General features: G+C 41.6%; 18 protein-coding genes. 6 read left to right on the top strand and 12 right to left on the bottom strand.

What is annotated here, in order from left to right; translation table 11 throughout:
* Nucleotides 1–204 precede the first annotated feature (204 nt).
* The 8 genes from NOS7524_RS02655 to NOS7524_RS02625 all read right to left on the bottom strand — a co-directional run bounded on the left by NOS7524_RS02655 (nt 205) and on the right by NOS7524_RS02625 (nt 11,356).
* A complete protein-coding gene (locus tag NOS7524_RS02655; protein WP_015136919.1) occupies nt 205–2,469 on the bottom strand; it encodes a methyl-accepting chemotaxis protein in 2,265 nt (754 codons plus the stop codon).
* A 185-nt stretch (nt 2,470–2,654) separates the two neighbouring features.
* Entirely contained in the window at nt 2,655–3,152 is a 498-nt protein-coding gene (locus tag NOS7524_RS02650; protein ID WP_015136918.1) for a chemotaxis protein CheW, read from the bottom strand.
* A 4-nt stretch (nt 3,153–3,156) separates the two neighbouring features.
* On the bottom strand, nt 3,157–3,534 hold the full coding sequence (locus NOS7524_RS02645) for a response regulator transcription factor (protein WP_015136917.1): 378 nt from the start codon (nt 3,532–3,534) through the stop codon (nt 3,157–3,159).
* Nucleotides 3,535–3,679: 145 nt separating this feature from the next.
* Nucleotides 3,680–4,747, bottom strand: a complete 1,068-nt coding sequence (locus NOS7524_RS02640) for a response regulator (protein WP_015136916.1) — start codon at nt 4,745–4,747, stop codon at nt 3,680–3,682.
* Nucleotides 4,748–5,113: 366 nt separating this feature from the next.
* Nucleotides 5,114–5,239: a hypothetical protein gene (locus tag NOS7524_RS30895; RefSeq protein ID WP_015136915.1), complete on the bottom strand. Its 126-nt coding sequence runs from the start codon at nt 5,237–5,239 to the stop codon at nt 5,114–5,116.
* Nucleotides 5,240–5,639: 400 nt separating this feature from the next.
* Entirely contained in the window at nt 5,640–7,118 is a 1,479-nt protein-coding gene (gene glgA, locus NOS7524_RS02635; protein ID WP_015136914.1) for a glycogen synthase GlgA, read from the bottom strand.
* Nucleotides 7,119–7,221: 103 nt separating this feature from the next.
* Nucleotides 7,222–8,343, bottom strand: coding sequence for a DNA replication/repair protein RecF (gene recF / locus NOS7524_RS02630; protein WP_015136913.1), 1,122 nt, complete (start codon nt 8,341–8,343; stop codon nt 7,222–7,224).
* A 151-nt stretch (nt 8,344–8,494) separates the two neighbouring features.
* Complete coding sequence (locus NOS7524_RS02625) at nt 8,495–11,356, bottom strand: cation-translocating P-type ATPase (RefSeq protein ID WP_015136912.1); 2,862 nt, start codon at nt 11,354–11,356, stop codon at nt 8,495–8,497.
* Nucleotides 11,357–11,646: 290 nt separating this feature from the next.
* Between NOS7524_RS02625 and NOS7524_RS02620 the strand changes: the two genes are divergently transcribed.
* Entirely contained in the window at nt 11,647–13,317 is a 1,671-nt protein-coding gene (locus NOS7524_RS02620; protein WP_015136911.1) for a transglutaminase domain-containing protein, read from the top strand.
* 236 nt (nt 13,318–13,553) lie between these two features.
* Here NOS7524_RS02620 and NOS7524_RS02615 read toward each other — a convergent pair whose 3' ends face one another.
* The gene (locus NOS7524_RS02615; RefSeq protein WP_015136910.1) at nt 13,554–14,276 is read right to left on the bottom strand and encodes a choice-of-anchor E domain-containing protein; all 723 of its coding nucleotides are present in this window, start codon (nt 14,274–14,276) and stop codon (nt 13,554–13,556) included.
* A gap of 301 nt (nt 14,277–14,577) precedes the next feature.
* Nucleotides 14,578–14,979: an IS200/IS605 family transposase gene (gene tnpA / locus NOS7524_RS02610; RefSeq protein WP_015136909.1), complete on the bottom strand. Its 402-nt coding sequence runs from the start codon at nt 14,977–14,979 to the stop codon at nt 14,578–14,580.
* 46 nt (nt 14,980–15,025) lie between these two features.
* Here tnpA and NOS7524_RS02605 point away from each other — a divergent pair, with 46 nt between their 5' ends.
* Genes NOS7524_RS02605 through NOS7524_RS02595 form a run of 3 tightly spaced genes read left to right on the top strand, consistent with a single transcriptional unit; the run spans nt 15,026 to nt 20,160 of the window.
* Entirely contained in the window at nt 15,026–16,183 is a 1,158-nt protein-coding gene (locus NOS7524_RS02605; protein WP_015136908.1) for an RNA-guided endonuclease InsQ/TnpB family protein, read from the top strand.
* Between the two features lie 43 nt (nt 16,184–16,226).
* A complete protein-coding gene (gene polA / locus NOS7524_RS02600) occupies nt 16,227–19,139 on the top strand; it encodes a DNA polymerase I (RefSeq protein ID WP_015136907.1) in 2,913 nt (970 codons plus the stop codon).
* A 49-nt stretch (nt 19,140–19,188) separates the two neighbouring features.
* Nucleotides 19,189–20,160: an alpha/beta hydrolase gene (locus NOS7524_RS02595; RefSeq protein WP_041555510.1), complete on the top strand. Its 972-nt coding sequence runs from the start codon at nt 19,189–19,191 to the stop codon at nt 20,158–20,160.
* Between the two features lie 50 nt (nt 20,161–20,210).
* On the opposite strand, the gene NOS7524_RS02590 is transcribed toward NOS7524_RS02595, so the two are convergent.
* Together NOS7524_RS02590 and psb27 are read right to left on the bottom strand one after the other, a co-directional pair.
* Entirely contained in the window at nt 20,211–21,710 is a 1,500-nt protein-coding gene (locus NOS7524_RS02590; RefSeq protein ID WP_015136905.1) for a family 10 glycosylhydrolase, read from the bottom strand.
* A gap of 366 nt (nt 21,711–22,076) precedes the next feature.
* Nucleotides 22,077–22,478 carry a photosystem II protein Psb27 gene (gene psb27 / locus NOS7524_RS02585; protein ID WP_015136904.1) on the bottom strand — a complete coding sequence of 134 codons (402 nt, stop codon included), beginning with the start codon at nt 22,476–22,478 and terminating at the stop codon, nt 22,077–22,079.
* Between the two features lies 1 nt (nt 22,479).
* On the opposite strand from psb27, the gene NOS7524_RS29805 reads away from it, so the two are divergent.
* Nucleotides 22,480–22,620 carry a hypothetical protein gene (locus NOS7524_RS29805; protein WP_171815338.1) on the top strand — a complete coding sequence of 47 codons (141 nt, stop codon included), beginning with the start codon at nt 22,480–22,482 and terminating at the stop codon, nt 22,618–22,620.
* A 420-nt stretch (nt 22,621–23,040) separates the two neighbouring features.
* Nucleotides 23,041–24,285: an MFS transporter gene (locus NOS7524_RS02580; RefSeq protein ID WP_235622391.1), complete on the top strand. Its 1,245-nt coding sequence runs from the start codon at nt 23,041–23,043 to the stop codon at nt 24,283–24,285.
* Nucleotides 24,286–24,344 lie beyond the last annotated feature (59 nt).

Genomic DNA, 24,344 nt, shown 5'->3' with positions numbered 1-24,344 from the left:
TTAGGCAATAGGCAATAGGAAAGGAGAGGGTAGAGGTGTACTGAGTTCTTTATGCACCAGCGCAGGCTACGCCAAAAAAAATCAAATAGGAGTCCTATAGTTAATAGTTATTAGTTAAGAGGCAATAGGCAATAGTTATTTTCCCCTGCTCCTCTGCCCCCCTGCTCCCCTGTCACCTGTCACCTGTCACCTATCCCCTATCCCCTAACTCACTTTAAAAGTACCAACAGTTTCCTGTAACTGATGGGAAATTTCTACAGTTTGTTGTAGAGATTTAGCAACGATGTGTGAGGAATCACTGGTGCGTTGGGAAATCGCCGCAATATTTTGCATTAATTGATTGACGGTTTGTGATGTTTCTACCTGAGATGTAGTTGCTGTAGAAATCGACTGAATTAAACTGTCAATTTGTTGGGAGACATTTAAAATCTGACTCAGGCTTTGTTTAGCTGTTTCGACAATCTGTGTACCTTCGACTACCTGAGTAGTACCAATTTCCATTGCTTTAGCTACTTCGCTGGTTTCCCGTTGAATATTCTCCACGATGTATTCAATTTCTTGGGTGGCTGTGGCACTTCTGGCGGCTAACTCGCCAATTTCTTCCGCCACGACGGCAAAACCTTGCCCTTCTTCCCCAGCCCGCGCCGCTTCAATGCTGGCGTTAATCGCTAGCAAGTTGGTTTGGGTGGCAATTTGGTTAATGATGGATACCACACGGGAGATTTCTTGGGAAGATTCCCCTAAACGCTTCACTTTCCTAGCGGTTTCACCCACGGTTTCCCGCAAATTGAGGATGTTTTGTACAGTCAAATCCATTGCTTGTTCACTTGACGTGGCGGTGTGGGCGGCATGATTAGCGACAATCGCCGCTTGTTGGGCGTTGATGGCTACGGTTTTCATGGAATTAGTCATGTTGTCAACTGCTTCTAAGGTGCGGTTGATTTCCGCAGCTTGGATGAGTGCTTCCTCGGCTAGCTGGCGAATTGCCCCTTCGTTAGAACCGATGGCTGTGTTCAATTGACTGGCAGCTTGCTTCACTTGGGTGACGATATCCCGCAGATTTTCCACAATCGAGTTGAAAAAGTCAGCAACCGTACCGATTGCACCGGTTGTCACGTCGGCGCGAACTGTTAAATCACCCCTCGCTGCACCTTCGACATTACTCAGTAGTTCTAAAAGTTGCAGTTGCAGAGCTTCTGGTTGCTGTTCATTGTCAAAACTGGGAATAACAAATGTTCTATGTTTCACCAAAGTCTGCAAATTTTCTGCCACTTGGTTAATATTGGCATTCAATAACCCTAGTTCATCTTCAGCTTCTATTTGCAAGCGAGTGTGGAATTCCCCTTGACCGAGTTTTGCTAAAGCTGCATTTGCTTGGATAAGAGACTGTGTGATACGCTGGGCTAACCAAGCTGCGATCGCACTGACTATACAGGCTGTCAATACGGTACCAATGGCGATCGTCCACAGTAATTGTCTTTGGGGTGCAAATAAAATTGTTGCATCTGTGGTTAATAAAACTTGCCAGTTGAGGTTGGATAAACCTTCTATTTTTGGCAAGGGAATGTAACTAACTAATTCGGCTTTTTGTTGTAATTGTCCGACTGTCGTTACACTAGCAATTTTCTGATTAGTTAGTATTGGCGCTAAACTAGGATACTCAGTTGTGACTGCTGTGTTTAATAATGCCGTTTTGGAACTGAGAATAATTTTACCGGATGAATCAAGTAAGTTGTATGTCTGTCCATTAGCTGAGTAGTTTCGCATCACTGCTGCTAAGGATTGCATGGGCATCCGCACTCGCACCACAGCAATAGTTTCATTTGTGATTGCATCTTTAATTGGTGCAGCCAGATAAAGACTCGATAATTCTGCTTGACTAACAACCGGAACATTTTTCTTGAGTATTTCTTGAAAATAGTTCTGGTATTTTTGAGTATCTAAAGGTTCGCCACCCGACTGGGCGATGAGTTCACCTTCCATATCAAAGACAGCAATGCTGTCATAGTTTCTATTCGTTTGGATAATTTGATTTAATACTGCTTGTTTGTCGGCATTTGTCTTGACTTCTCTCACCTTATAATTAGTCAAAAATGGCAAATTCGACAAAGTTTGAATATCTTGATAACGTTCTGAAATAAATTGATTAACTGTATCTGCTAAAGTTATAGCTTCTGTTTGTTGCGCTTTGGTTATTTGTTCATTGATGGACTTATTGAGCAAATTATAGGCGATCGCTCCTATAGATAATATAGGTAGTGTACCGACTGCGATCGCTAAAATTATGGCTTTCGTACTCAAACTCAGGCGTTTTAAATAATTAACTGTATTATTTAAATATTTATTATTGATTTGATGATTAAGACTACTGCTAATTTGTACTACATTATCAGTCAGATTTTGGGCTGGCATAAACGCTGACTGATTTTGTGCATCTCTACTCTTAGCCATGTCGGTTTTATGAAACATAGTGAAAAATCCTAAATAGTAAAAGAGAACACTAAAAATGTTTTTGTCTAATATAAGTAAGTCGGTGGGAAAAAACACAACTATGTTAAGAAAAATAAACTAGGCTCAAACCCTCTTCCCTCCTGCCTCCTGCCTCCTGCCTCCTGCCTTGCCATAGCGATAATTTTTAACACTGAGCTACTTAGTTAAATCTTGTATAGCACAGAAGAATTCACAATAGATTGGGCATCTAATACAAGAAATATTTCTTCTTGCTGCACAACACAACCGCACAAATAAGGTACTAAACTAGATGCCACCTGTCCTATAGGTGAACGAATTTCATCAGGCATAAATTTAGTTATCCCCTTAATTTCTTGCACAACTAATCCCAATAAAAGTGATTCTGCTTTAATCACAATCACATTGTATTGCCGCAACCTATGATCTATAGATTCTAAATTCAGCATTCTCGGTAAATCAATTGCCCAAATTATCCGACTGCGCCAATTCATTAATCCCAAGATACAAGCAGGCATATTTGGCATGGGTGTTATGGCATCAACAGCTACAATCACTGCCTCTTGCGTATAGCCCATAGCTAACATAGCAGCAGTTTGATGATTTAGTTGAAACTTGAGATAACCATCTCCTGATTTATGCTGGTTAGGTTTTATAGCCAGTTTAATTTTGAAATTATTCATTGATTTAAAGCACTACTGATTTAATCGCACGCAGCAAATTTTCCCGTGTATATGGCTTAGTAATATAGGCATCCGCACCTTGTTTCATAGCCCATAAACGGTCAATTTCTTGATTTTTAGAGCTGCAAATAACTATTGGCACTTTCTCAGTAATTTGATTTTTTTTCAGAGAACGACACAACTCAAATCCACTCATCCCCGGCATGACGACATCAGTCACAATCACATCTGGCTGTTGTGACAAAGCTTTGTCCATAGCCTCCTTTGCTCCAGATGCTTTAATCACGTTGTAACCACTTTCTTGTAAATAATGGCTCATTAATTCCAATTCGCTCGGCGAATCTTCGACAATCAAAATTGTGCCGACTAAAGTCAAAGTCACTGCTAAATCTCCTACAATACAAGAGTTATGTTAGCGGTAGCGAGGTGTTGAGTCGGTGCTGAGTGATTAGTCATGAGTTAGTAGGCAATAGACAATAGTTATTCTTTCCTATACCCCTACACCCATGCACCCCTCATTCCTCGCTTCATCCCAAATGTTTAAACACAATTTTCAATAAATCTGATTGATTAAATGGTTTAGTTAAATAGCCTGAAGACCTCACCATTTTTGCTTTAGCTCTATCAATAAATCCTGTTCTACCAGTCACCATAATAATAGGTGTATTTTTAAAAGCCGAATGCCTCCGCAATAAAGAACATAATTCATAACCATCTAAATTTGGCATTTCTACATCTAATAAAATTAAGTCTGGTTTACTCCGCAAAATTTGCATCAAAGCCTTAACTGGATCATTAATAGTCACAACTGCAAATACATTCTCATCTAAAAAGCTTTTGATGGAATTCAATACTGTTTGACTATCATCGATGCAAGCTATTGTATATAAACTTTTTCTCACCAGTGGCTGGGCAAACTGTTGTCCTCGACTATCAAACCCCTCCAAGCCCTCTGGTTTTGTTAATTGTTGTCCAGTTTGTGGGGGTGTTTGAGTCTGCGGTGGTTTATTTGCAGAGAAAACAGGGGAACTCCCACCAGTATTAATTGCAGGTTGAACACGTTGTCTATTTCGCAATTCTTTTTGACAGTGTTCAACTAATAAACGCAAGTCCAAATAACCAAACTTTGGTAATTCATCCCAAGCTGCTTCAGGATAAAATTCATAGCTTCCCTCCTTTAATACCAGAAATGATTCCAGCACTTCTTTCGCTAATTCTTCTATGAGGGTAGTTGCTTGTTTAGGTGTGAGATGCTCTTGCTCAACTAACCAGCAAATGGCTTGATAATCAGCGTATGGTATGGGCTGAGTCTCAGGTTGGGGTTCAAACATTAAGCGCATCTGCACACGAGTGGCGCTATTGAGATGGGGAATTTTCTGACTCAAACGCCGCAGGTGATTATCCAACCGTTCAAACACCTTATCGGAGTAAGAGGCATAAGTAAGTTTACCCTCCTCTAAGTGAATTGACCAAAAAGCTGTATCTGTAAATATACGCAAACAACCACTAGCACGACGACTGGTTAGTTGTGCCAATAGAGATATCGGATGTAGTTTCTGGGCTAACCTGTAGCTACTTATAGGAGTTGCGTTCATGGTGCTTTTACTTCAGCTAAATTTATGTAACAGCCTTACCACAATTCCTATCAAGGCTCAGTCATTAGCTTTGTATAGCTGCAAATGCAAAACCGTGAACCAGATACTTGTGGCTAAACTCAATTAAAATTATGCTCATCAAAGATGATGAAATTGTCATCAATAGTTAAGCTATAGCTATTTGAGATATTTTTACTGAGATTAGTAGATACTGAGTTGAATTAAGTCAAGAAAAGGTAAAGACTCAAGCAAGCCACATACCTTATCAGTAACTTTTAAGCTATAAACACAGAAACAACACTGCAAAATTAACAGAATTTAACTCAGTTTTTATCCGTACATCTACGTAAACAAAAACTAATTGACTCAAGTCAACCCTAATTTATCAGCAAATTCAGCAATATTGCCGTGATTTTCTAGAAAAACCATAAATATGACATCAAATACTGATGGTGCGTCTATATAGTTCCCGATTACAGATGTAATATTCATGAAGTTATAAAAAATTTCTGATTGGGTGTGGGGTATTGGGCATGGGATTTTTCCCCTCTGATCCCCTGCTTCTTATACCAATTCACGAAAATCTTGAAACAGATTCAAATCCGAAAACCTTTGTCAAGTCAGGATTGATCAATTGCGTAAAGCCTGCGGCATAGCTGCGCTTAGAGCGGAGCGGGGCAGGAGCATCGTTGCGGATTGTGAATTGGTATTAAGAGTCCCCATTTCCTTCAAATAAAAAAGCCAGTAGCGTAGATACTAACTGGCTTAACTACCCTAATTAACACTGATACCGTTTCTTTATGAAGATGCAATTTATAGGTTGTTGTAGAGACGTTGCATGCAACGTCTCTACAGAATTTATTTGGTGCAGCTTCTCATAGGATTTGTATGACTACCACTTGCATTTAATCCAGTCGTAAATCTCTAAATATTCTGCACCTGGATAGTTCCATGAGTAGTCATATCTCATACCTTGAATAGCTAACTGGCGGAACTCATCAGGAGACTGATACCACAAATCAATTGCCCGATTCATAGCTGATTCTAAAGCATAGTTATCGGTATGTTCAAATACATAACCGTTACGTTTTTCTGGTGGTAAATTTTGGTCGTAGTCTCGGTCAAATACTGTATTTACCAGTCCACCAACACCACGTACAATTGGTACAGTGCCGTACTTCAAACCAATCATTTGTGTTAACCCGCAAGGTTCGTAATTGCTGGGAACAACAATCATATCTGCACCCGCATAAATTAGGTGAGATAATTCTTCATTAAAGCCGAGTTCTAAATGGACATCAGGATTGTTATTTAAAAATTGTTTCTCATGGCGAAAATGAGCATTGATTCCTGCTTCTGTGGCAGAACCCAGTAATACAAATTGTGCGCCTTTATTGAGAGCATGATAAATGGCATGGTGGACAAGATGCACACCTTTTTGGTGATCTAATCGACCAATGTAAGCAATGAGTGGTTGATCACTCTGGCGCAGCATCAACCGTTCACGTAAGGCTTTTTTGTTATAAAGTTTTTGTTCAAAATCTTCTTGGTTATAGTTATGGGGGATGTAGCGATCGATTTCTGGATTCCAAAAATCGTAATCAATACCGTTAAGTACCCCACGGAATTTGTCGCGTTGCAAATGCAAAGTATGACCTAAACCACATCCTACTTCTGTACATTGAGCTTCCCAGGCGTGGTTGGGTGAAACTGTGGTGACAGCGTTAGAGTAGACAATACCCGCTTTCATGTAGTTCAAAGCAAAGGGGTTAAAGTTGTCTTGCAGCTTATCGTATTGGAAGTAGTAAGATTCCCGATTTAAGTTTGTCGCCCAGAGCGTCTGTACACCACCTATTCCCTGATGCTTAAAGTTGTGGATGGTGTAGCAAACTCGTTGATGCTCCATGCCATGATACTTGTAAATCTCATAGAGCATCACTGGTACTAAGCCTGTTTGCCAGTCATGACAATGGATGATATCAGGACGCTTGTTGCTTTGCAGGAGAAACTCTAAAGCGGCTTTGCTGAAGAAAGCAAAGCGCATATTATCATCATCACAACCGTAATAGCAGCCGCGATTAAAGAAATTATCTTGGGAGTGGGGTTCAATAAAGAAACACACTCTTCCATGTACCCAACCGCAATACACAGTACAGTGAACTGCCCCACCATACCAGGGTACCCACAGATTTAAGTAAGCTTCATGCCATCCCCAAATATGGTCGTAGCGCATACAATCATACTTGGGTAAGATCAATTCGACACAATTACCCCTAATTTCTAATTCCCGGCTGAGACCGTAGACAACATCCCCCAAACCTCCTGCTTTAATGACAGGAGCGCATTCCGAGGCAATCTGTACAATGTACATTCGTAGTCCTCGCTTCACAAAAATTTACTTTATTATACATATGAGTATATGCAAGATGTACTTATTGAGGGATTGGGGACTGGGGACTGGGATTTGTATTCTGTCAATCTGTGGGGAGGATTTCTCCTGCTTTCACATGGAGAATTTGAGAGGATTTTAACCACTGGGAATCGAAAGAACTGAGATGAGTGGTGGTAATTAAAGTTTGAAAACGGTCTTGAATGGCATCAAGTAATTGATTTTGGCGGGATTGATCTAATTCGGCTAGCACATCATCAAGCAGCAGTAGGGGCGGCTCTTTGACAACTTCTTCAATTAACTGTAGTTCTGCTAGTTTTAGTGCTAATACAAGGGTGCGCTGCTGTCCTTGGGAACCGTATTGGCGAGCAGGTGTTTGATTGATGGTTAATTCTACTTCGTCACGATGCGGCCCTATGAGAGTAGTACCTCGGTAGAGTTCGGCGTTGGCTCGTTGTTGGATTTTGGTTAAGAAAGCTTGCTGTATTTCTTCGGGATGGTTGTCTGTTGTGGGAACATTGGGGGCGTACTGAATTTGCAAAACTTCTGTACTGCCGCTAATACTGGCGTGCCAAGCAGCAGCCAGGGGGGCAAGTCTTTGGAGGGCGCGATCGCGTCTTCTAATTACTCTTGTGCCTGTAGCCACTAACTGGGTATCCCAGATGGCGAGGGCTGATTTATCAATACTGGGGGCTGAGTCAGGAATGCTTTTTAAGTAAGCGTTACGTTGGCGTAAAACCTGGTTATATTGCTGCAAAATGTGAGCATACACTGGTTCGAGTTGAATTAAGAGAGTATCTAACCAGTTACGCCGGACTTCGGGACTACCACGCACCAGTTCTAAATCCAGGCTAGAAAATTCTACGGCATTAAGAACACCCAAAAAATCCATTTGTCGCCGCACAGACTCACCATTGAGAGCTACACTGCGGCGGCCGTTACGCCGGAGGGTTAAGCTGAGTTCACTATCTCCAGTTTGCCTTTCCAGGATGGCGTAAATTTGGGCTATGGGTTCCCCTTCCTGGACTAAATCGCGATCGCGTGCCATCCGATGCGATCGCAATGTTGCCAGTAACTCCACCGCTTCCAACAAATTTGACTTTCCCTGAGCGTTATTCCCTACCAAAATCGTTTTAGCAGCAGTAAATTCAACTTTCTGTTCTTGGTAGTTGCGAAAATGCCTTAGTTGTAGGGTTTTTAAGTACATAACAGGGAGTAGGGAGTAGGGAGTAGGGAGTGGGGGAGATGAGGAGGTAGGGGAAGATGGGGGAAGAGATAAATAGAGAAATCATTTCTACCTGCTTTGTCTACCTCATCCCCCTCATCCCCCTCATCCCCCTCATCCCCCTACGCACCCTCTAAACGCTCTTTCTGCCCGTAAAGCGGAAGAATATTTTCTCTGCTTCAATCCACACAAACATCAAGGCACTGAAACCAACACAAATCGCTAACTCTGTGGGAGGTAGCCAGTGAGTGCCAAAGAATGCTCGCAGGGGTGGAACGTAAATCAACATGAGCTGCAACAGTGTAGTCACGACTACAGCCCCCAATACAAAAGGATTTGAGAGGGGATTCATCTCTATGGTTAGTTGATTATTGGAGCGAATTGCTATAGCATGACCCATCTGGGCGATACACAAGGCTGTAAATACCATTGTCTTCCACCGTTCAGGGTCAAGTCCTGCCCCTGTAACTGTTTGGACATGATTGTAAGCCCACTGCATCAAAATAATGGAAATGATGGCGAAAACAATCCCAATGCGAATCATGTAAGAACCTAAACCCCTTGCAAAAATACTCTCGCGAGGGCTGAAGGGGGGACGCTTCATTACATCTGGTTCTGGGGGTTCCACAGCTAAGGCTAAGGCTGGTAAACCGTCTGTCACCAAGTTCATCCAAAGGATTTGTAATGGTGTCAGGGGAACACCTCCCAGTCCTAACAATGGAGCGGCAGCAATGGTGAGAACTTCGCCAATGTTACTACCGAGGATGTATTTAATAAAGCGACGGATGTTAGTGTAAACTACTCTACCTTCCTTCGTGGCGGAAACAATGGTAGCAAAGTTGTCATCTAGAAGCACCATGTCACTGGCTTCTTTACTGACATCTGTACCCGTGATGCCCATAGCAATGCCGATATCAGCTTGTTTTAAAGCGGGGGCATCGTTGACACCATCCCCAGTCATAGCGACAAATCTACCCCGACGTTGCAGGGCTTGCACAATCCGTAGTTTGTGTTCTGGGGCTACCCGTGCATAAATACTTACGAGGTCAACTTGCTGCTCTAGCTCCTGGTCGCTCATGTGTTGTAATTCTTGCCCCGTCAGAACTCTGTCACCTTCTTGAGCAATACCCAAATCGGTAGCGATCGCTCGTGCTGTTAGTTGATGATCACCAGTAATCATCACCGGACGAATCCCCGCTTCCCGACATTCTTGCACTGCTGCCCTCACCTCTGGCCTGGGTGCATCTAGCATTCCTACCAAACCCAACCAGACTAAATTTTGCTCAGAGGTTTCATCTGAACCTTCCGGCGGCACTTCTAACAGAGGTTTGTAGGCGAAACCTAACACCCGTAAACCTTTACTTGCCATTTGGTCATTTTCTGCCAAAACTTGGCTACGTTGTGCGTCATCTAATGGTGTTGAGGTTGTACCTGTATAAATTTCACTGCAACGTGCCAAAATTAATTCTGGCGAACCCTTGGTAAACATGACATAAGGTTCAGATTTCACCAAGTTAGCGATCGCGGGATCAACGGCTGTCAAGGACTGTTCCCCTGTAGCGACTGCCTCTACCTGTGAAATCACACTCATGCGCTTGCGTTCTGAGGAAAAGGGAAATTCACTTACACGGGGTAATTTACTGCTCCACTGGTCTTTTTCAATACCCACTTTACCCGCTAGGGTGACTAAAGCACCCTCAGTGGGGTCTCCTAAAATCGCCCATTCCCCTTTTTCTTTTTGCAGTACCGAGTCGTTACAAATAGCACAGGCGACTGACAAGGCTGTAATTTCGGGATGATCTTCTAGGTCGATGGTTGCACCTGCTAACTGAAACTCACCCACAGGCGCGTAACCTTCTCCTGTCACCCGAAATCTTTTGTCATTGGTGTACACCGATTGCACGACCATTTTGTTCTGAGTCAGTGTTCCGGTTTTATCAGAACAGATAGTGGTGACAGAACCCAAGGTTTCCACCGCAGGTAATTTGCGAATTAAGGCATTGTGGCGTACCATGCGCTGGGTTCCTAGTGCCAAGGTGACGGTAATCACTGCTGGTAAACCTTCTGGTACTACAGCCACCGCCATACTTAAAGAAACCTCTAACAGTTCTTGTAAATTGCTAAAACCTCTAGCCTGGATAATTCCACCGACGACAACAATCGCCACCAAAACCAAGGAACCTGTAACTAGGACATTGCCTAGTTGAGTCATGCGTTGCTGCAAGGGGGTGGGTTCGCTTTCTACTGACTGCAACATGGCAGCAATTTTACCCAGTTCGGTTTGCATACCAGTGTTCGTCACCAGTACCTTACCGCGCCCTTGGACAACTTCCGTACCTTGAAACACTAAATTAATGCGATCGCCTAAAGATGTATCTTCTGGTAGTTGTATAGTTGCTTGTTTATTAACTGCTTCCGCTTCACCTGTTAGTGCTGACTCACGCACCTGTAAATTAGCTTGTTCAATCAAGCGTCCATCGGCGGATATCTGTACCCCAGCTTCTAAAAACATGACATCGCCTGGAACTATATCCTTAGCTGCTACATCCTCCAGTTTGCCGTTACGGATGACGCGGACTAAGGGAGAAGCCAGTTTTTTTAGTGCTGCTAGGGCTTGTTCGGCACGGCTTTCTTGGACGTATCCCAGAATACCATTGAGAATTACAATTGCTAAGATAGCGATCGTGTCTTTAAATGGCACTTCCCCAGGTTTGAGTTGCCCTGCTTGCCAAGCCAGGAAATCTAATAACCCAGAAATGAAAGCCACAGCAATCAGCATCAACAGCATGATGTTTTTGAACTGATCCAGCAGAATTTCCCAGGCGCTACGACCCCCGTGTTCTTCTAGTTCGTTAGGGCCATATTTTTGCAATCGCTTTTCAATTTCTGGGGTTGTCAAGCCACTGTCTGCATTACTATCGAGCAGGTTGAGTGCTTTATCAACTTCCAAACTATGCCAAATGGCGACACCTTCAGGCAAAGAATTAGCAGACATTGTGTAAGTCACAGGAAATAGTTACAAGATTCGATCATAATTTAGTGATGGCTGAAAAACCATCTACTAAAGTTACATTACAACTGTTGTCAAGGTGTATAAGAATGAAATGTCATTCCCAGATGGGACTAACTTTTGGGCTGCACACTTGTGTATTATTTCTGAGGTAAGAGTTTTTAAAACAACATTGTACTGATAATAGGAATGGGTATTAAAGTCTCAAATTGAGTCACAGAAGATATGCCACAATTAATTTTAGGAGTGCTAAACCGTTAACAAATATGCTTAATATGAGTTTTGCACCCATTAGTTTGACAGCTAGCCAAATGTTTGGGCAAAGGACAATTCGACCGTTGACTGCTGCTACTATCTGCGGCATTGCGTTTATTCAAGATCAACTGATTGCGATTGATACCATCAAGGGACATTTACTAGAAATTGACCCTCATACCGATAATAGTAGAATTCTCAACCCTCACCAAACCAAAGAATTTAGTGAGGTAACAGGTTTAGCTGTTTGGGAAGACACACTTTGGGTAACTCGTGGTAACAGTGTTTATCTATCCAAGCTTTCGTCTTGGGGTTTAGAGCATTTTGTCACCTTGCCTTATCCTGCCAATGGTGTTGCTGTTTGGGAGTCAACAGTTTACGTAAGTTGTCAAAAAGTGGGTTACATCCTGATTTTTGATCGTGATACGCGTAAAGAAATTACGAGATTTTATACTCCAGGGGTGGGAATACAGAATTTAGCAGTAAATCGGGACACCCTGTGGATTTGCGATCGCACAGAACAAACAGTCTACTCTATGGATAGGGCAACTGGGGAAGTCAGATTTAGCGTGTTAACTCCCTTTGACTCACCTACAGGTATAGCAGTACATCTAGATACTGAGACTGGCAAAGAAAGTCTGTTTGTCGCCTATGCTTCCGAGGAACCGTATATTCGAGATAACCCCAATGCTGATCCTAATCATGAATTAACATACCGCGATCGCACCTTTATTCATCCCCTGTATTATCACCATGAGCCAGATCAAAAATATGCCCTTTCTAATGGCTATCTGATCGAAATGTCCTATGCTGAGGAAATTTCCCCGTTAGACGAGGTATATCTGCCTGATGTGGAATGGCGGATTGCTCTCCCCTCAGAAACCGAACGTCAAAAAGTCAAACACGTTGAAGCGATCGGTATACCCTTTACAGAAGAAATCATTGATGGGCAACGGGTAGCAGTCTTTAAATTCGATGCTCTCACTCCCGGAGAACGTCACATATTTGGTTGGAAAGCACTGTTAGAAGTGCGAGGAATTAAGTATCGCATTACGCCTAAAGATGTGGAAGATATTCCAGAATTACCAGAGGAATTTCAAACCCGCTATTTAGTCGATAATGATGATTTAGCAATGGATACCCCCATTGTCCGCCGTTCTGCCCGTGATGCTGTTGGGTCAGAAACCAATATTCTGCGGAAAATGTACAGTATCCGCAACTATGTTTATGATGAGTTATCCTACGGTATTAAACCCTACATTGATACACCAGATATCGTTTTAGAGAGGGGTGTAGGTTCCTGTGGTGAGTATGTAGGTGTTTTACTGGCACTTTGTCGTTTAAATGGTATTCCTTGCCGTACTGTTGGTAGATACAAATGCCCTCCCTACGGCGAACACCAAGGGGTGCCTCTGCAACCAGATTTTAATCATGTGTGGTTAGAATTCTACATACCGGGTATTGGCTGGTTGCCAATGGAATCTAATCCCGATGATTTGGGTAATGATGGCCCCTATCCTACGCGCTTTTTCATGGGCTTATGCTGGTATCACATTGAAATCGGTAAAGGCATTCCTTTTGAAACCCTGAGTAGTCAAGGTATCAGGTTGACTAAGGAAGATATCCCTATAGGTGATTTAGCGATTAATCATATCCGGTTTACGATTCTCAATGAATTGCCGCCTTTTTGAAATGGGTATGGGGTATTGGGCAATGTGTAAAAATTCTTCTCTCGGATAACCCCTATACCTCTACATCTGTGAGGACTTTGAACAATAAAAAACCCAGATTACACAAAGTGAACCTGGGTTTTTTTAATCTAATTTTTTTGAGATGAGTTGTTAAAAACAACAATTGTTTCCAGTAATTGATTCACTTTTGAAGCGGTTAATCAAGCGAGTAGATAAAATCATCTACTCAAAAAAATTTATGAATGGGAAGTCTTGAGCCAGTTTTTTTTGCGTTGTGACAATAAACCAACACCTGCAACTAGACCAAATCCTAATGCAGCAGATGGTTCTGGTACAGACTGAGCAGGATCATAGTCATAAGTGACTTTAACACCTGCTTTAGCAAGAGTTGTAATTTGGGAAATCATATTTCCAGAACCAGAAACTGTTGAGGTGGCTAGAGCTGAGAATAAGAAATCTAAGTTACCAGTACCCGTGAAAGCTTGTAAGAATTGAGCATCAGTAAAGCTCTGAGTTTCTGACTTTTGGGCGGTCAATCCCTGAATTGTTTTTCCAGAAGTACCTGCGAAGTCTATTGTGCCATCAAAAGCTCCAACTTGGTAGCCAGAGGAGTCTTGTGGATAAGTTTCTTGTGGATTAATACTAAACAAAGACTGACCAGCAAATATTAAGCCGAGTTGACCTGCAAGATTTACGGTTATGGGAGTAGAACTAGCACCGAGATTTTCAAATCTTGCGCTTCCTTCCAGGTCGCCAGTAAATGTTAAAGTTACGCTGTTGAGTGTACCAAGGGATGAGTCAAACTTTTGGACACTGAGAGGTGCGTTGGAGATATTTGTGAGCTGAAAATTAGTTGAACTGTCGTAGCTAATAGAAGCTGCATTAGCAGAGCCAGCAGTAACAATCATACCTGCCAATGTTGTAGCAGCACCGAGTGTTTTAAATAGTGTTGTTGTCATGGGTAATAATCTTCTCAAAAGAACGACGGCTAAAAAGATGACTCACCCATTTCTAACTCTGGAAGTTTATTAAAAGGTTTGATAAATATACGTAATTTTTTGTAAAGTTTTCACAAAATATCTTAAAGATAGAGATATGGGAGCAGGGGAGCAGGGCAGAAAAACTAATAACTCTTGCCTATTGCCTATTGCCTATTGCCTATTGCCTTTCATTACGAGTCGTGATGCGTAAAGCCCCCGCGCTTGCCTTCGGCACGCTGCGCGAACAGCCGGGGGATATAAGCGAACAGGATGAATTTATTCATCCGTGATGTGGGTCATTAATGTACTCCAAGACTTTCTGGGTACTAACTTTTCCTGTGGTGTCGAACATATATGAATGCGTCCACAGACTAGGCAGTTTCATTAATTCTGGAAACTCTTGCCTTAAATATCTTGATGACCGACCCTTGAAGGCTTTAACAACCTGGGATATTGAATGATGCGGGTCATACTCAACTAATAGGTGAACATGATCTGGTGCAACTTCCAACGCTTTGATCACCCATTTATTATCTTTAGCAACAGATTGAAATATCTCAATACATCTGAGTTTTAGTTGTTCATTGTTAGCAAAGACTTTTCTTCTTCGGCATGGTATCCAAACTAAATGGACAATAGCCAAACCAATAGCGTAGTTGTAGTGATTGTAAACGGTTTTCATGTAGATGAGTGTTGATTATCTACACAATAGATGATATCATAACTCCATGAAAACTCTGAAGTTTAAGTTATATCAGCACAAACGGAATAGACACCTCAAGCGCACAATTAACGCTGCTGGGGTGATTTATAACCATTGCATTGCTTTGCATAAACGGTACTACCGGATGTGGGGCAAGCATTTAAACTGTGCAAAACTTCAGTCTCATATTGCCAAGATGAGAAAGCGAAATCCGTTTTGGCAATCAGTAGGTTCTCAGTCAGTGCAAGATATTTGCCAACGCATTGAGAAAGCCTACCAACTATTCTTTAAACACAATAAGAAAGGAGTTAGACCACCAGGTTTTAAGAAGGTTAAAAAGTACAAATCTTTCACCCTTAAGCAAGCAGGTTATAAGTTTTTGGGTGGCAACAGAGTAAAAATTGGTAGTCGAGTTTATCAATTTTGGAAGTCTAGAGAGATTGAGGGAACGGTTAAAACTCTAACCATTAAACGAACTCCTTTAGGTGAACTGTTTATGGTTATTGTTGTTGATGTTCGCTCTCTCTTCGTCTCTGAAAGAGAAGGTAGTAAATCAGAAATTGAGATTAAGACGGGTAAAATCGCTGGTTTTGATTTTGGATTGAAGACATTTCTTACTTGCTCAGACGGTACAATAATTGGGTCTCCCCAGTTTTTTAAGCAATCCCTAAATGCAATTAAAAAAGCCAACCGACAACATTCTCAGAAATTAAAAGGTTCAGCCAATCGGGAGCAATCTAGAAAGAACTTAGTACGCAGGTATGAAGATATCTCTAACCGTCGTCGTGACTGGTTCTGGAAGTTAGCTCATGAGTTAACGGATAAATTTGATGTTCTCTGTTTTGAAACCTTAAACCTTAAAGGAATGCAACGACTTTGGGGTAGGAAGATATCAGATTTGGCATTTGGTGAATTTCTGCAAATTCTAGAATGGGTTGCCAAACAGAAACATAAACAAGTGGTGTTTGTGGATCAATGGTATCCAAGTTCTAAAACTTGTTCTCACTGTGGGCATATTCTAGAAAGTCTTGATTTGTCCGTTAGAGAATGGCGTTGTCCTTCCTGTCAGTCAGTTAACGGAAGAGACGAAAACGCCGCACGTAATATTCAAATGGTTGGGGCATCAACCATTGGGTTAGGTGATGTCAGACTGGCTACGCCAGCAATCGCTGTTTTAGCCTAGAATCCCCGCAATTCAATTGCGGGGAGTATGTCAAAATAAGCCTATGTCTCAAACTTCTACTTCTGTAACCACTACCCGTCCTACATTCATCCTCGTGGATGGACACTCCTTGGCTTTTCGTTCTTACTTTGCTTTCGCTAAAGGACGAGACGGTGGACTGCGTACTAAAACGGGAATTCCTACCAGTGTATGTTTTGGCTTTCTCAAGTCACTCTTGGAAGTCATGGATACACAACAACCGCAAGCAATGGCAGTTGCTTTTGATTTGGGTTTGCCAACTTTTCGCCACGAAGCCGACGATACCTATAAAGCTGATCGTCCAGGAACACCAGAAGATTTTGTCCCGGATTTAAAAAATCTGCACGAGTTACTCGCAGGTTTCAATCTGCCAATTTACACCGCACCTGGTTATGAAGCTGATGATGTATTAGGGACATTAGCACAGCAAGCCACTGCGGCTGGGTATAGGGTGAAGATTTTAACAGGCGATCGCGATCTATTTCAACTCATCGACCCCGCTAAGGAAATTACTGTTTTAAATTTTAGCCCGGATGCGCTTAAGCGAGCTACAAATAGCATCACTGAATTCAGTACAGAAGAAGTTAAAGCCAAACTTGGTATTTTACCCACACAAGTTGTTGATTTTAAAGCTTTGTGTGGGGATAAATCAGATAATATTCCCGGTGTAAGGGGGATTGGAGAAAAAACCGCAGTCCAATTACTTAATACTTACGATTCCCTAGAGCAGATTTACGCAGCAATCAATGATATTAAAGGCGCAACTCAAAAAAAACTGATAGAGGGGAAAGAAGACGCATATAAATCTCAATATTTAGCCAAAATAGTTGTAGATGTTCCCCTAGAAGTCAATTTAGAACATAGCAAACTGCAAGGTTTTGATCATAGTGTTCTCATCCCCATCTTAGAAAAGTTAGAATTTAGCACCTATTTAAAAAAAATCAGCGACCTACAGCAAAAGTTTGGTGGACAAGTTGAAGAAATACCAGCCGCATCAATCAGTACAGATGAAGAAGATGAAGACCTATGGTTTTTCAGTGCTGATGACACAGCAGCTGTCTCTCAACCAGTTGATTCTCCAATTCAACCACACATCATTAATACTGAGGCAAAACTCACAGAATTAGTTGCGATATTACAGACATTCACTAATACAGAGAATCCCGTTGCTTGGGATACAGAAACCAGTGATTTAGAACCTAGAGACGCTGAATTAGTCGGTATTGGCTGCTGTTGGGGAACTGCACCTGATGAATTAGCCTATATTCCCCTGGCTCATAAAATTGGAGATAACTTAAATAAAGATGTCGCACTCCAAGCACTAAAACCAATTCTAGAAGATGCTAAATATCCCAAAACTTTTCAAAACGGTAAATTTGACCGTTTAGTTTTTCGCACTCAAGGAATTAACTTGGCGGGAATTGTCTTTGACCCTATGTTGGCTAGTTATGTTTTGAATCCAGATACTAGCCATAATCTCACTGATTTAGCTTTGCGTTATTTGGGATTAATATTAACCAATTATGTTGATTTAGTTCCTAAAGGTAAAACCATCGCAGATATAAATATTTCGGCTGTAGCTCATTATTGCTGTTTGCAAGTCTATGCAACATGGCAACTTGTGCCGAAAATGCGCGAAGAGTTAGATAAAATTCCAGCTTTATCTCAACTATTAACAGAGATAGAACAGCCCCTAGAAGCAGTTTTAGCAGCAATAGAATATACTGGAGTCCGGATTAATTCTGCTTATTTACAAGAACTTTCCCAGCAATTAGAAACAGATCTAGCCAAATTACATGAGCAAGCGACGGAAATCGCCGGAGAAAGTTTTAATTTAGGTTCTCCTAAACAACTAAGTTATATATTGTTTGAAAAATTAGGTTTAAGTACCAAATATTCACGGAAAATTCAGACTGGTTATTCTACAGATGCAGCCACTTTAGAAAAACTGCAAGAAATTGATGAAACAGGTTTTGTTAATGCCATTATTGAGTATCGGACTTTATCTAAATTAAAGTCTACGTATGTAGATGCTTTACCAGCATTAGTCCGTTCAGATACCCACAGAGTACATACTAATTTTAATCAAACAGCAACCTCAACTGGTAGGCTATCTTCTTCTAATCCCAATTTGCAAAATATCCCCATTCGGACAGCCTTTAGTCGCCAAATTCGCAAAGCATTTTTACCGGAATCAGATTGGTTAATGGTGGCGGCTGATTACTCGCAAATTGAATTAAGAATTTTGGCACATTTAAGTCAAGAACCAGTTTTAGTGCAAGCCTATCAGCAGAATGAAGATATTCATACGGTGACAGCAAAGTTGGTCTTTGAAAAAGAAGATATTACAGCCGATGAACGTAGAATCGCCAAAACAATTAACTTTGGTGTAATTTATGGCATGGGTTCGCTGAAATTTTCCCGTTCTACAGGAATTGATAAAAACATAGCCAATGAATTTATTAAACGATTTAATGATCGCTACCCTGAAGTTTTCGCTTATTTAGAAGGAGTGAAAAAACAAGCAATCTCTCAAGGTTATGTCGAAACTATCCTTGGTCGTCGGCGTTATTTTGAGTTTACCAGCAACAGTTTACGCAAGCTCAAAGGTAGCAATCCAGCAGATATTGACTTGAGTAAATTAAAAAATTTAGGTGCTTACGATGCAGGCTTATTGCGTTCCGCCGCCAATGCACCAATTCAAGGTTCGAGTGCAGATATTATCAAAATTGCCATGGTGCAACTGCATGAAGTTTTGCGAAACTATCAAGCGCGGTTATTACTACAAGTTCATGATGAATTAGTCTTTGAAGTTCCCCCCCATGAGTGGGAAGAATTACAACCACAAATTAAATCCGTCATGGAAAAAGCAGTAAATTTAAGTGTGCCGTTGTTAGTAGAAGTCAGAGCAGGTGAAAACTGGATGGAAACAAAGTAAATTAATCTTAGTCACAGGATTAACCATTACTGTTTTTATCTACCACAATATGCCGATTTACGCACCGGATACAATTACTTTTGAAGGAGTAAGAGGCGATCGCTATTGGTTTTATGAGCCTTATCCTTATACTGGGGTAAGTGACATCGATGAACAATTAAGCGGCTTTCCTGTGGCGATATTTTTGCCACACCATCGCCCCAGACAGGACACACCCTTAGTCATAGGTTTACAAGGGATGTGTGCGCCCTATGGTTGGAATGCTTTTATTATCCCCACACTCACCCAAATGGGTATAGCAGTAGCTTTATTCGATACCCCCTTAGCCGGTGAACGGAGTTTAGTACGCACCTTTACAAGTCTGGCACAGCACGAGATTAAACCCTTACTTGACCAGGGAATTGCTTTCGATACAGCCATGCTGCTGTCGATATTTTGCAGCACAGCGAATGATATCGCTAGAGTCAGGGAATTTTGCGGCGATCGCTATGGACTTTGTGATTCTAGACTGGCATTATTTGGGGTGAGTATGGGTGTGTTGCTGTCCGCCTACGCTTTTACAGCCAATGGTTTAGGAGAGAGATTATTGGGAACTATTGGCCATGCGGATCTCAAATCCTTTGCTAAAAGTTGGGGGTATAACTTTCTACCAGATATCGCTGCGTCTCCTGTGGGTGGATTAGCAGAGTCAATTTTAGACCGATTGCAACCTGATTTAACACCTGTAATCAAACTTTTGCAACTAGCTAATAATCTCAAATATCAAGATGAATTTGCGTGGAAATGCAATCCCATGAACTATATTGCATCAGTCAAATTACCGCGTCGAGTACGTTTTTTAATTGGTGCTAACGACCCAATGGTAAATGTTAAAGATGCCCGTGCTTGCGCTCAAAACTTTCCCGATGGTGCTTGTTATGTCGTTCCTGGAATGGGACATGGGACTAGACAATGGGGTGCAACTTTTGTTGATCATGTGCGTTATTTTTTAGCCACACAATTGGAAGATTGGCGGGGGTGAAAATTCAATTCAATTCAATACTATAGTTTCTAGTCTCTCACCTCTAACGCTTACTGACTACGGCAAGCCTTGCGATCGCTATCATGTTCTGGATACTGCCAAGAATATGCAAAGTGGCTGACTCCCTTGAGTTTGGGGGCATATTGTCGCAATGCCTGCATTTGTGCTTCTAATGACGGACGATTACTGATCTCTCCTCCCCATTTGCCAGCTAAAGCCGGAATGATTTTTGTCCCTGGCTTGGCCAAACTCAATACCCGTTGCACTTGCTCCACAATACAGCTAACGTTACCGCAAGTTGCATAAGACATGGGATGCCACTGCAAGGAATTAGGGAACTGATCCCAAGGCTGCAAGCGGGAATCATATCCTTGTCCCACACTTTGATTGCCTTCTGGGAAAAATACCACCCCAGAGGGAATGCCTTGTTGTTTCGCTGGGTGACTGGCTAAGGCGACAAAATCTACAATCCCTTGCATAGCATGGGCTACAGCCAACAACCATAATTCCATTTGCAGTAGTGGTTGTCTATCGCTAGGTGACAGCAGGGATTTTTCTTGTGATGATGGAACACGTCCTTGCCATAGAGGTTCATTTTCTTGGGGATAGAGTTGATCAACTTCGCTAATATCTCCGGTTGTCACATATCCTTTGCCTAAAAAACGCCGAATCAACTCTAGTCCTTTGTTATTTTGGGCGCGACGAAATAATGCTTCTTGGGTAGCCTTGGTAAATAGCCATAAATCCGTCACTTTGGTAGCAATGGAATCACTACCTGCTTGGCGGGGATAACGAATATAGTCGAACAATACACCATCTGGGCGACGGCGTAAGACTTCTTGTACCATGCGGTAGTAGTCGCGTTTGGCTTGTTCGTTGTAGGGGTCGATAAATACTTGATTGCTATCATTGACGACATATAAGCTAGTTTGACCCTTACCGTTGCGAGCGATCGCCCCTTCTCTATCTCGTCGCAAGGCATAGCTATAGCCAAAATTAGCCGTGTACAACCAAGCATAAACTTTTAACCCCCGTTGTCTGGCTTTTTGAATGGCTGTAGCCAGCAAATCAACTTTTTCTGCTCCCGGATTGCGAATTACTGAAGGCCAAACTGTGGGGTTAGCGGCTGCGGGTAATAATACTCGTCCATCATAGAACACTTCTAAATAGACTTGGTTATAACCACCGTTGACAATCCGATCCATAATTTGGTCTATAGCCCCTGGCTTCAGATCGCAGGGATATAAACGTATCCAAAGGGCTTGGATGTTTGGCCAGGTGCGTTGGCGACACTGCTGTATTTCCTGAGCGTGTTTTTTAATTAACTGCTGATAGCGTGTTTGGGCATTTTTATTCCCCTTGAGTGCTAATAGGCGTAAGTTTTCTTTTGTTTTGACTGCTGTCTGTGATAATTGACAATGCGCTGTTAGTTGTGCCTGTACTGGTTGACTACTTAGGTACAGAAGCAATATACTGCTGCTGCATATAGCAGCGAACAGTCTTTGATAAAATAATTTCGCTCTGCCACGGTTCAAAGGAAAGTTAGACATAACTAACTAAAAAATAGAAGCAAGCAACAATTTACACCCATTCCCCTAAACTGGCGAATGTGTATTAAATGTTGTATTCCCAAAATAGGGGTTTTGCAGTCTACACGAGGAAAGACTGCTTCGCCCCCATGATGTGAATGAATGTTTATTTGTGAAGTTATTAAAGTTTTATTAAAGCTACTTCAGCCATAACATCCTACTAAGGGGATATTTGTGTGCTTTGTCACCTAATGATTAAGAGGACAGGGGGAGGTGGAGAATCTTGAGTATCTACCAATCACAGAAATTTGGGTGGGCGATCGCTAGTCTCTCTTCCTCATTTCCCCTTCTGCCCACATCCTGATGTCAAGTTGATTACTTAACTGTTTAAGCACCTCGTCTTAGTGCCGCTTCTACCTGATTAAACTCTTGCTCTAAGCGATTCTTGAGTTTTTCTGGTACAGGGCGATTCGGGTAAGAACTGTAGTGTCCGGCTAGGGAGTTAAGGGCGGTTCGCATGGTGGTAAAGGAACTGAGTCCGGAAACAGAGTTAACCCTTTGGTAACGAGCAGAAAAATCATTAATTTTTTGTCGGGCTTCTGCTTGGATTGCCGCTTTTTCTGGGGAATCTTGAGGTAATTCTATGGCTGTTCTCAAAATATTGACTACAGCCAACGTATCTTGGCGATAATCCCCTGTCAGGCTATCCAGGCTACCACAGCCCACTAAGCCAATCACTGCAACTAAAATTAAGGCAAGCAGACGCGACCAATAGCGATTCATAAGCATTATGTCAAACCTACGTAAATCAACGTCCATCCTATCTTGGATTGGTATCTTGGGGATCAAGTCAGTGCTGAGTGGTGAGAAGTCACTGCGTTGGGCAGCTATGCCGACTTGTAGCAAGTGGCGTTGGGGAGTGCTGAGTTGAGAGGGTTACAAAGTCAAGAATTATTTATGTTAAAAATAACAAACTTATCAAGATAAATTCACCTGCGAATTTATTCAAATTATTGTATTGTTTATAACAGAAAAAATCCAAAATTAAATTTTAAAGTAATACAGTTAAACTGGATATAAAAACTTATAAAATCAGGATTAAATGGCAGAGGGCAGTTAATTGGGTAAAGATGCAACCACCTAATTAAATATTTCTAGTATATAGCATCTATTTTTTTGATATGTAATTATAAATATGACTTTTTTTTAGATAATTATTGCATAAATTTTGATGTAATAATTCTGCAAACTCTTTACGATATGGGTGCTGTTGTTGTGTGATATCTTGTAAGGAGTGATTTTACTACCACGAAAAGATATGTAATTGCTCATGCAATCTTAGTAATAAAATTTGTCAGACAATCCCATCACCCATGAAGAAGAATCAGACAAAATAATGTTTCACTCTGTCAATACCCGACCTGAAAGTTTATGGCGACAAGTTTGGGGATTAGCTGCTTTACTAGCAGCGATCATCTTGAGTTGGATGTCCTATAATTTTTATCAGCCAATTATTTTACAAAAATTAGAATTTGTTGAACTAATAGGCTGGTTAGGAATATTACAAGGATTACTTGCAGCATTCATAGAACCGATGATTGGGGGACTATCAGATCGCATCCAACAGCGTTGGGGTAGCCGCTTACCAATGATTAGTGTGGGAGTAGTGCTAGCAGGTTTGATTTTTGTGAGTGTATCACTGTTAGTAGAGCAGAATTTGTCCACAGATATACGTTGGATTGTGCCAGTTTTAATGACTGCTTGGGTGATGACAATCATCATTTTTCGCAGCCCAGCGATCGCACTATTAACTCAATTAGTACCCACAACCGAATTACCCCAGGCTAATGCGTTGCTAGTGTTTGTCTTGGGAGCGATCAGGGCTACAGAGCCATTGTTGAACACTGTGCTGCATAGTATGGGTGCATCGCTGACTTTTCTATTAGGAGCGATCGCTTTAGTTTTAGGCGCATACATTTTGCGATCGTTGACTCCCAAAAATTCTTTCTACCCATCTAGATCAACTCATGATCAATCTGTGAATACTCCTGTAGAGATGTTGGTTGTAATATTTGTCATTGGTGTAGCTACAGGAGTAGAAGTAAATTTACTGTTATCTATATTTCCGCAACAATTGCAAACACAACTACCAAACTTGACAGTAGAATTTATTACTTCTGCCATCCTTTTAGTATCTGCGATCGCTTCGATTCCTTTAGGGGATTGGACAGATAAACGATGTGCTGATAAGTCGATTTTACTGGGTTTAGGAACTATGACAGCCTTGATGGGGTTGGCAGTATTGAACGACAGCCATACATTAGTCATTGGGTTTATATTGGCTTTTGGTATCAGCCTTGGCTTAGTTATTATCAGTATTCTTCCTGTGATATTAGCTAAATTTCACCCTAGTAATCTAGGTTTAGGTACAGGACTATATTTTGGTGGTACTGCTGGCGGTACAGCTTTAGTATCTTTACTCATTCAAGAGGTAGGAATTACATCAATAGCAGCATTTTTGTTAGCTGAAGTTGCTTTGATAGTTGTAGTTGTGTGTATTGTGATGAGTCGAAAATTGTGTATATTACATGATTAATTTTAGGATATTAGTGGGGTTTGAATGTGCTGTGATCGTGTAAATTACCTTGTAATAAA

The organism is Nostoc sp. PCC 7524, assembly GCF_000316645.1.
Lineage (GTDB): Bacteria > Cyanobacteriota > Cyanobacteriia > Cyanobacteriales > Nostocaceae > Trichormus.
Note: the sequence above shows the minus strand (reverse complement) of the source record. Positions and strands in the feature narration are given on the sequence as shown.

Bases quoted from the DNA above. Each gene is read 5' to 3' on its own strand.
- NOS7524_RS02655 (WP_015136919.1), bottom strand. From the start codon at position 2,469: ATGTTTCATAAAACCGACATGGCTAAGAGTAGAGATGCACAAAATCAG.
- NOS7524_RS02650 (WP_015136918.1), bottom strand. From the start codon at position 3,152: ATGAATAATTTCAAAATTAAACTGGCTATAAAACCTAACCAGCATAAA.
- NOS7524_RS02640 (WP_015136916.1), bottom strand. From the start codon at position 4,747: ATGAACGCAACTCCTATAAGTAGCTACAGGTTAGCCCAGAAACTACAT.
- NOS7524_RS30895 (WP_015136915.1), bottom strand. From the start codon at position 5,239: ATGAATATTACATCTGTAATCGGGAACTATATAGACGCACCATCAGTA.
- glgA (WP_015136914.1), bottom strand. From the start codon at position 7,118: ATGTACATTGTACAGATTGCCTCGGAATGCGCTCCTGTCATTAAAGCA.
- recF (WP_015136913.1), bottom strand. From the start codon at position 8,343: ATGTACTTAAAAACCCTACAACTAAGGCATTTTCGCAACTACCAAGAA.
- NOS7524_RS02625 (WP_015136912.1), bottom strand. From the start codon at position 11,356: ATGTCTGCTAATTCTTTGCCTGAAGGTGTCGCCATTTGGCATAGTTTG.
- NOS7524_RS02620 (WP_015136911.1), top strand. From the start codon at position 11,647: ATGAGTTTTGCACCCATTAGTTTGACAGCTAGCCAAATGTTTGGGCAA.
- NOS7524_RS02615 (WP_015136910.1), bottom strand. From the start codon at position 14,276: ATGACAACAACACTATTTAAAACACTCGGTGCTGCTACAACATTGGCA.
- tnpA (WP_015136909.1), bottom strand. From the start codon at position 14,979: ATGAAAACCGTTTACAATCACTACAACTACGCTATTGGTTTGGCTATT.
- NOS7524_RS02605 (WP_015136908.1), top strand. From the start codon at position 15,026: ATGAAAACTCTGAAGTTTAAGTTATATCAGCACAAACGGAATAGACAC.
- polA (WP_015136907.1), top strand. From the start codon at position 16,227: ATGTCTCAAACTTCTACTTCTGTAACCACTACCCGTCCTACATTCATC.
- NOS7524_RS02595 (WP_041555510.1), top strand. From the start codon at position 19,189: ATGCCGATTTACGCACCGGATACAATTACTTTTGAAGGAGTAAGAGGC.
- NOS7524_RS02590 (WP_015136905.1), bottom strand. From the start codon at position 21,710: ATGTCTAACTTTCCTTTGAACCGTGGCAGAGCGAAATTATTTTATCAA.
- psb27 (WP_015136904.1), bottom strand. From the start codon at position 22,478: ATGCTTATGAATCGCTATTGGTCGCGTCTGCTTGCCTTAATTTTAGTT.
- NOS7524_RS29805 (WP_171815338.1), top strand. From the start codon at position 22,480: ATGTCAAACCTACGTAAATCAACGTCCATCCTATCTTGGATTGGTATC.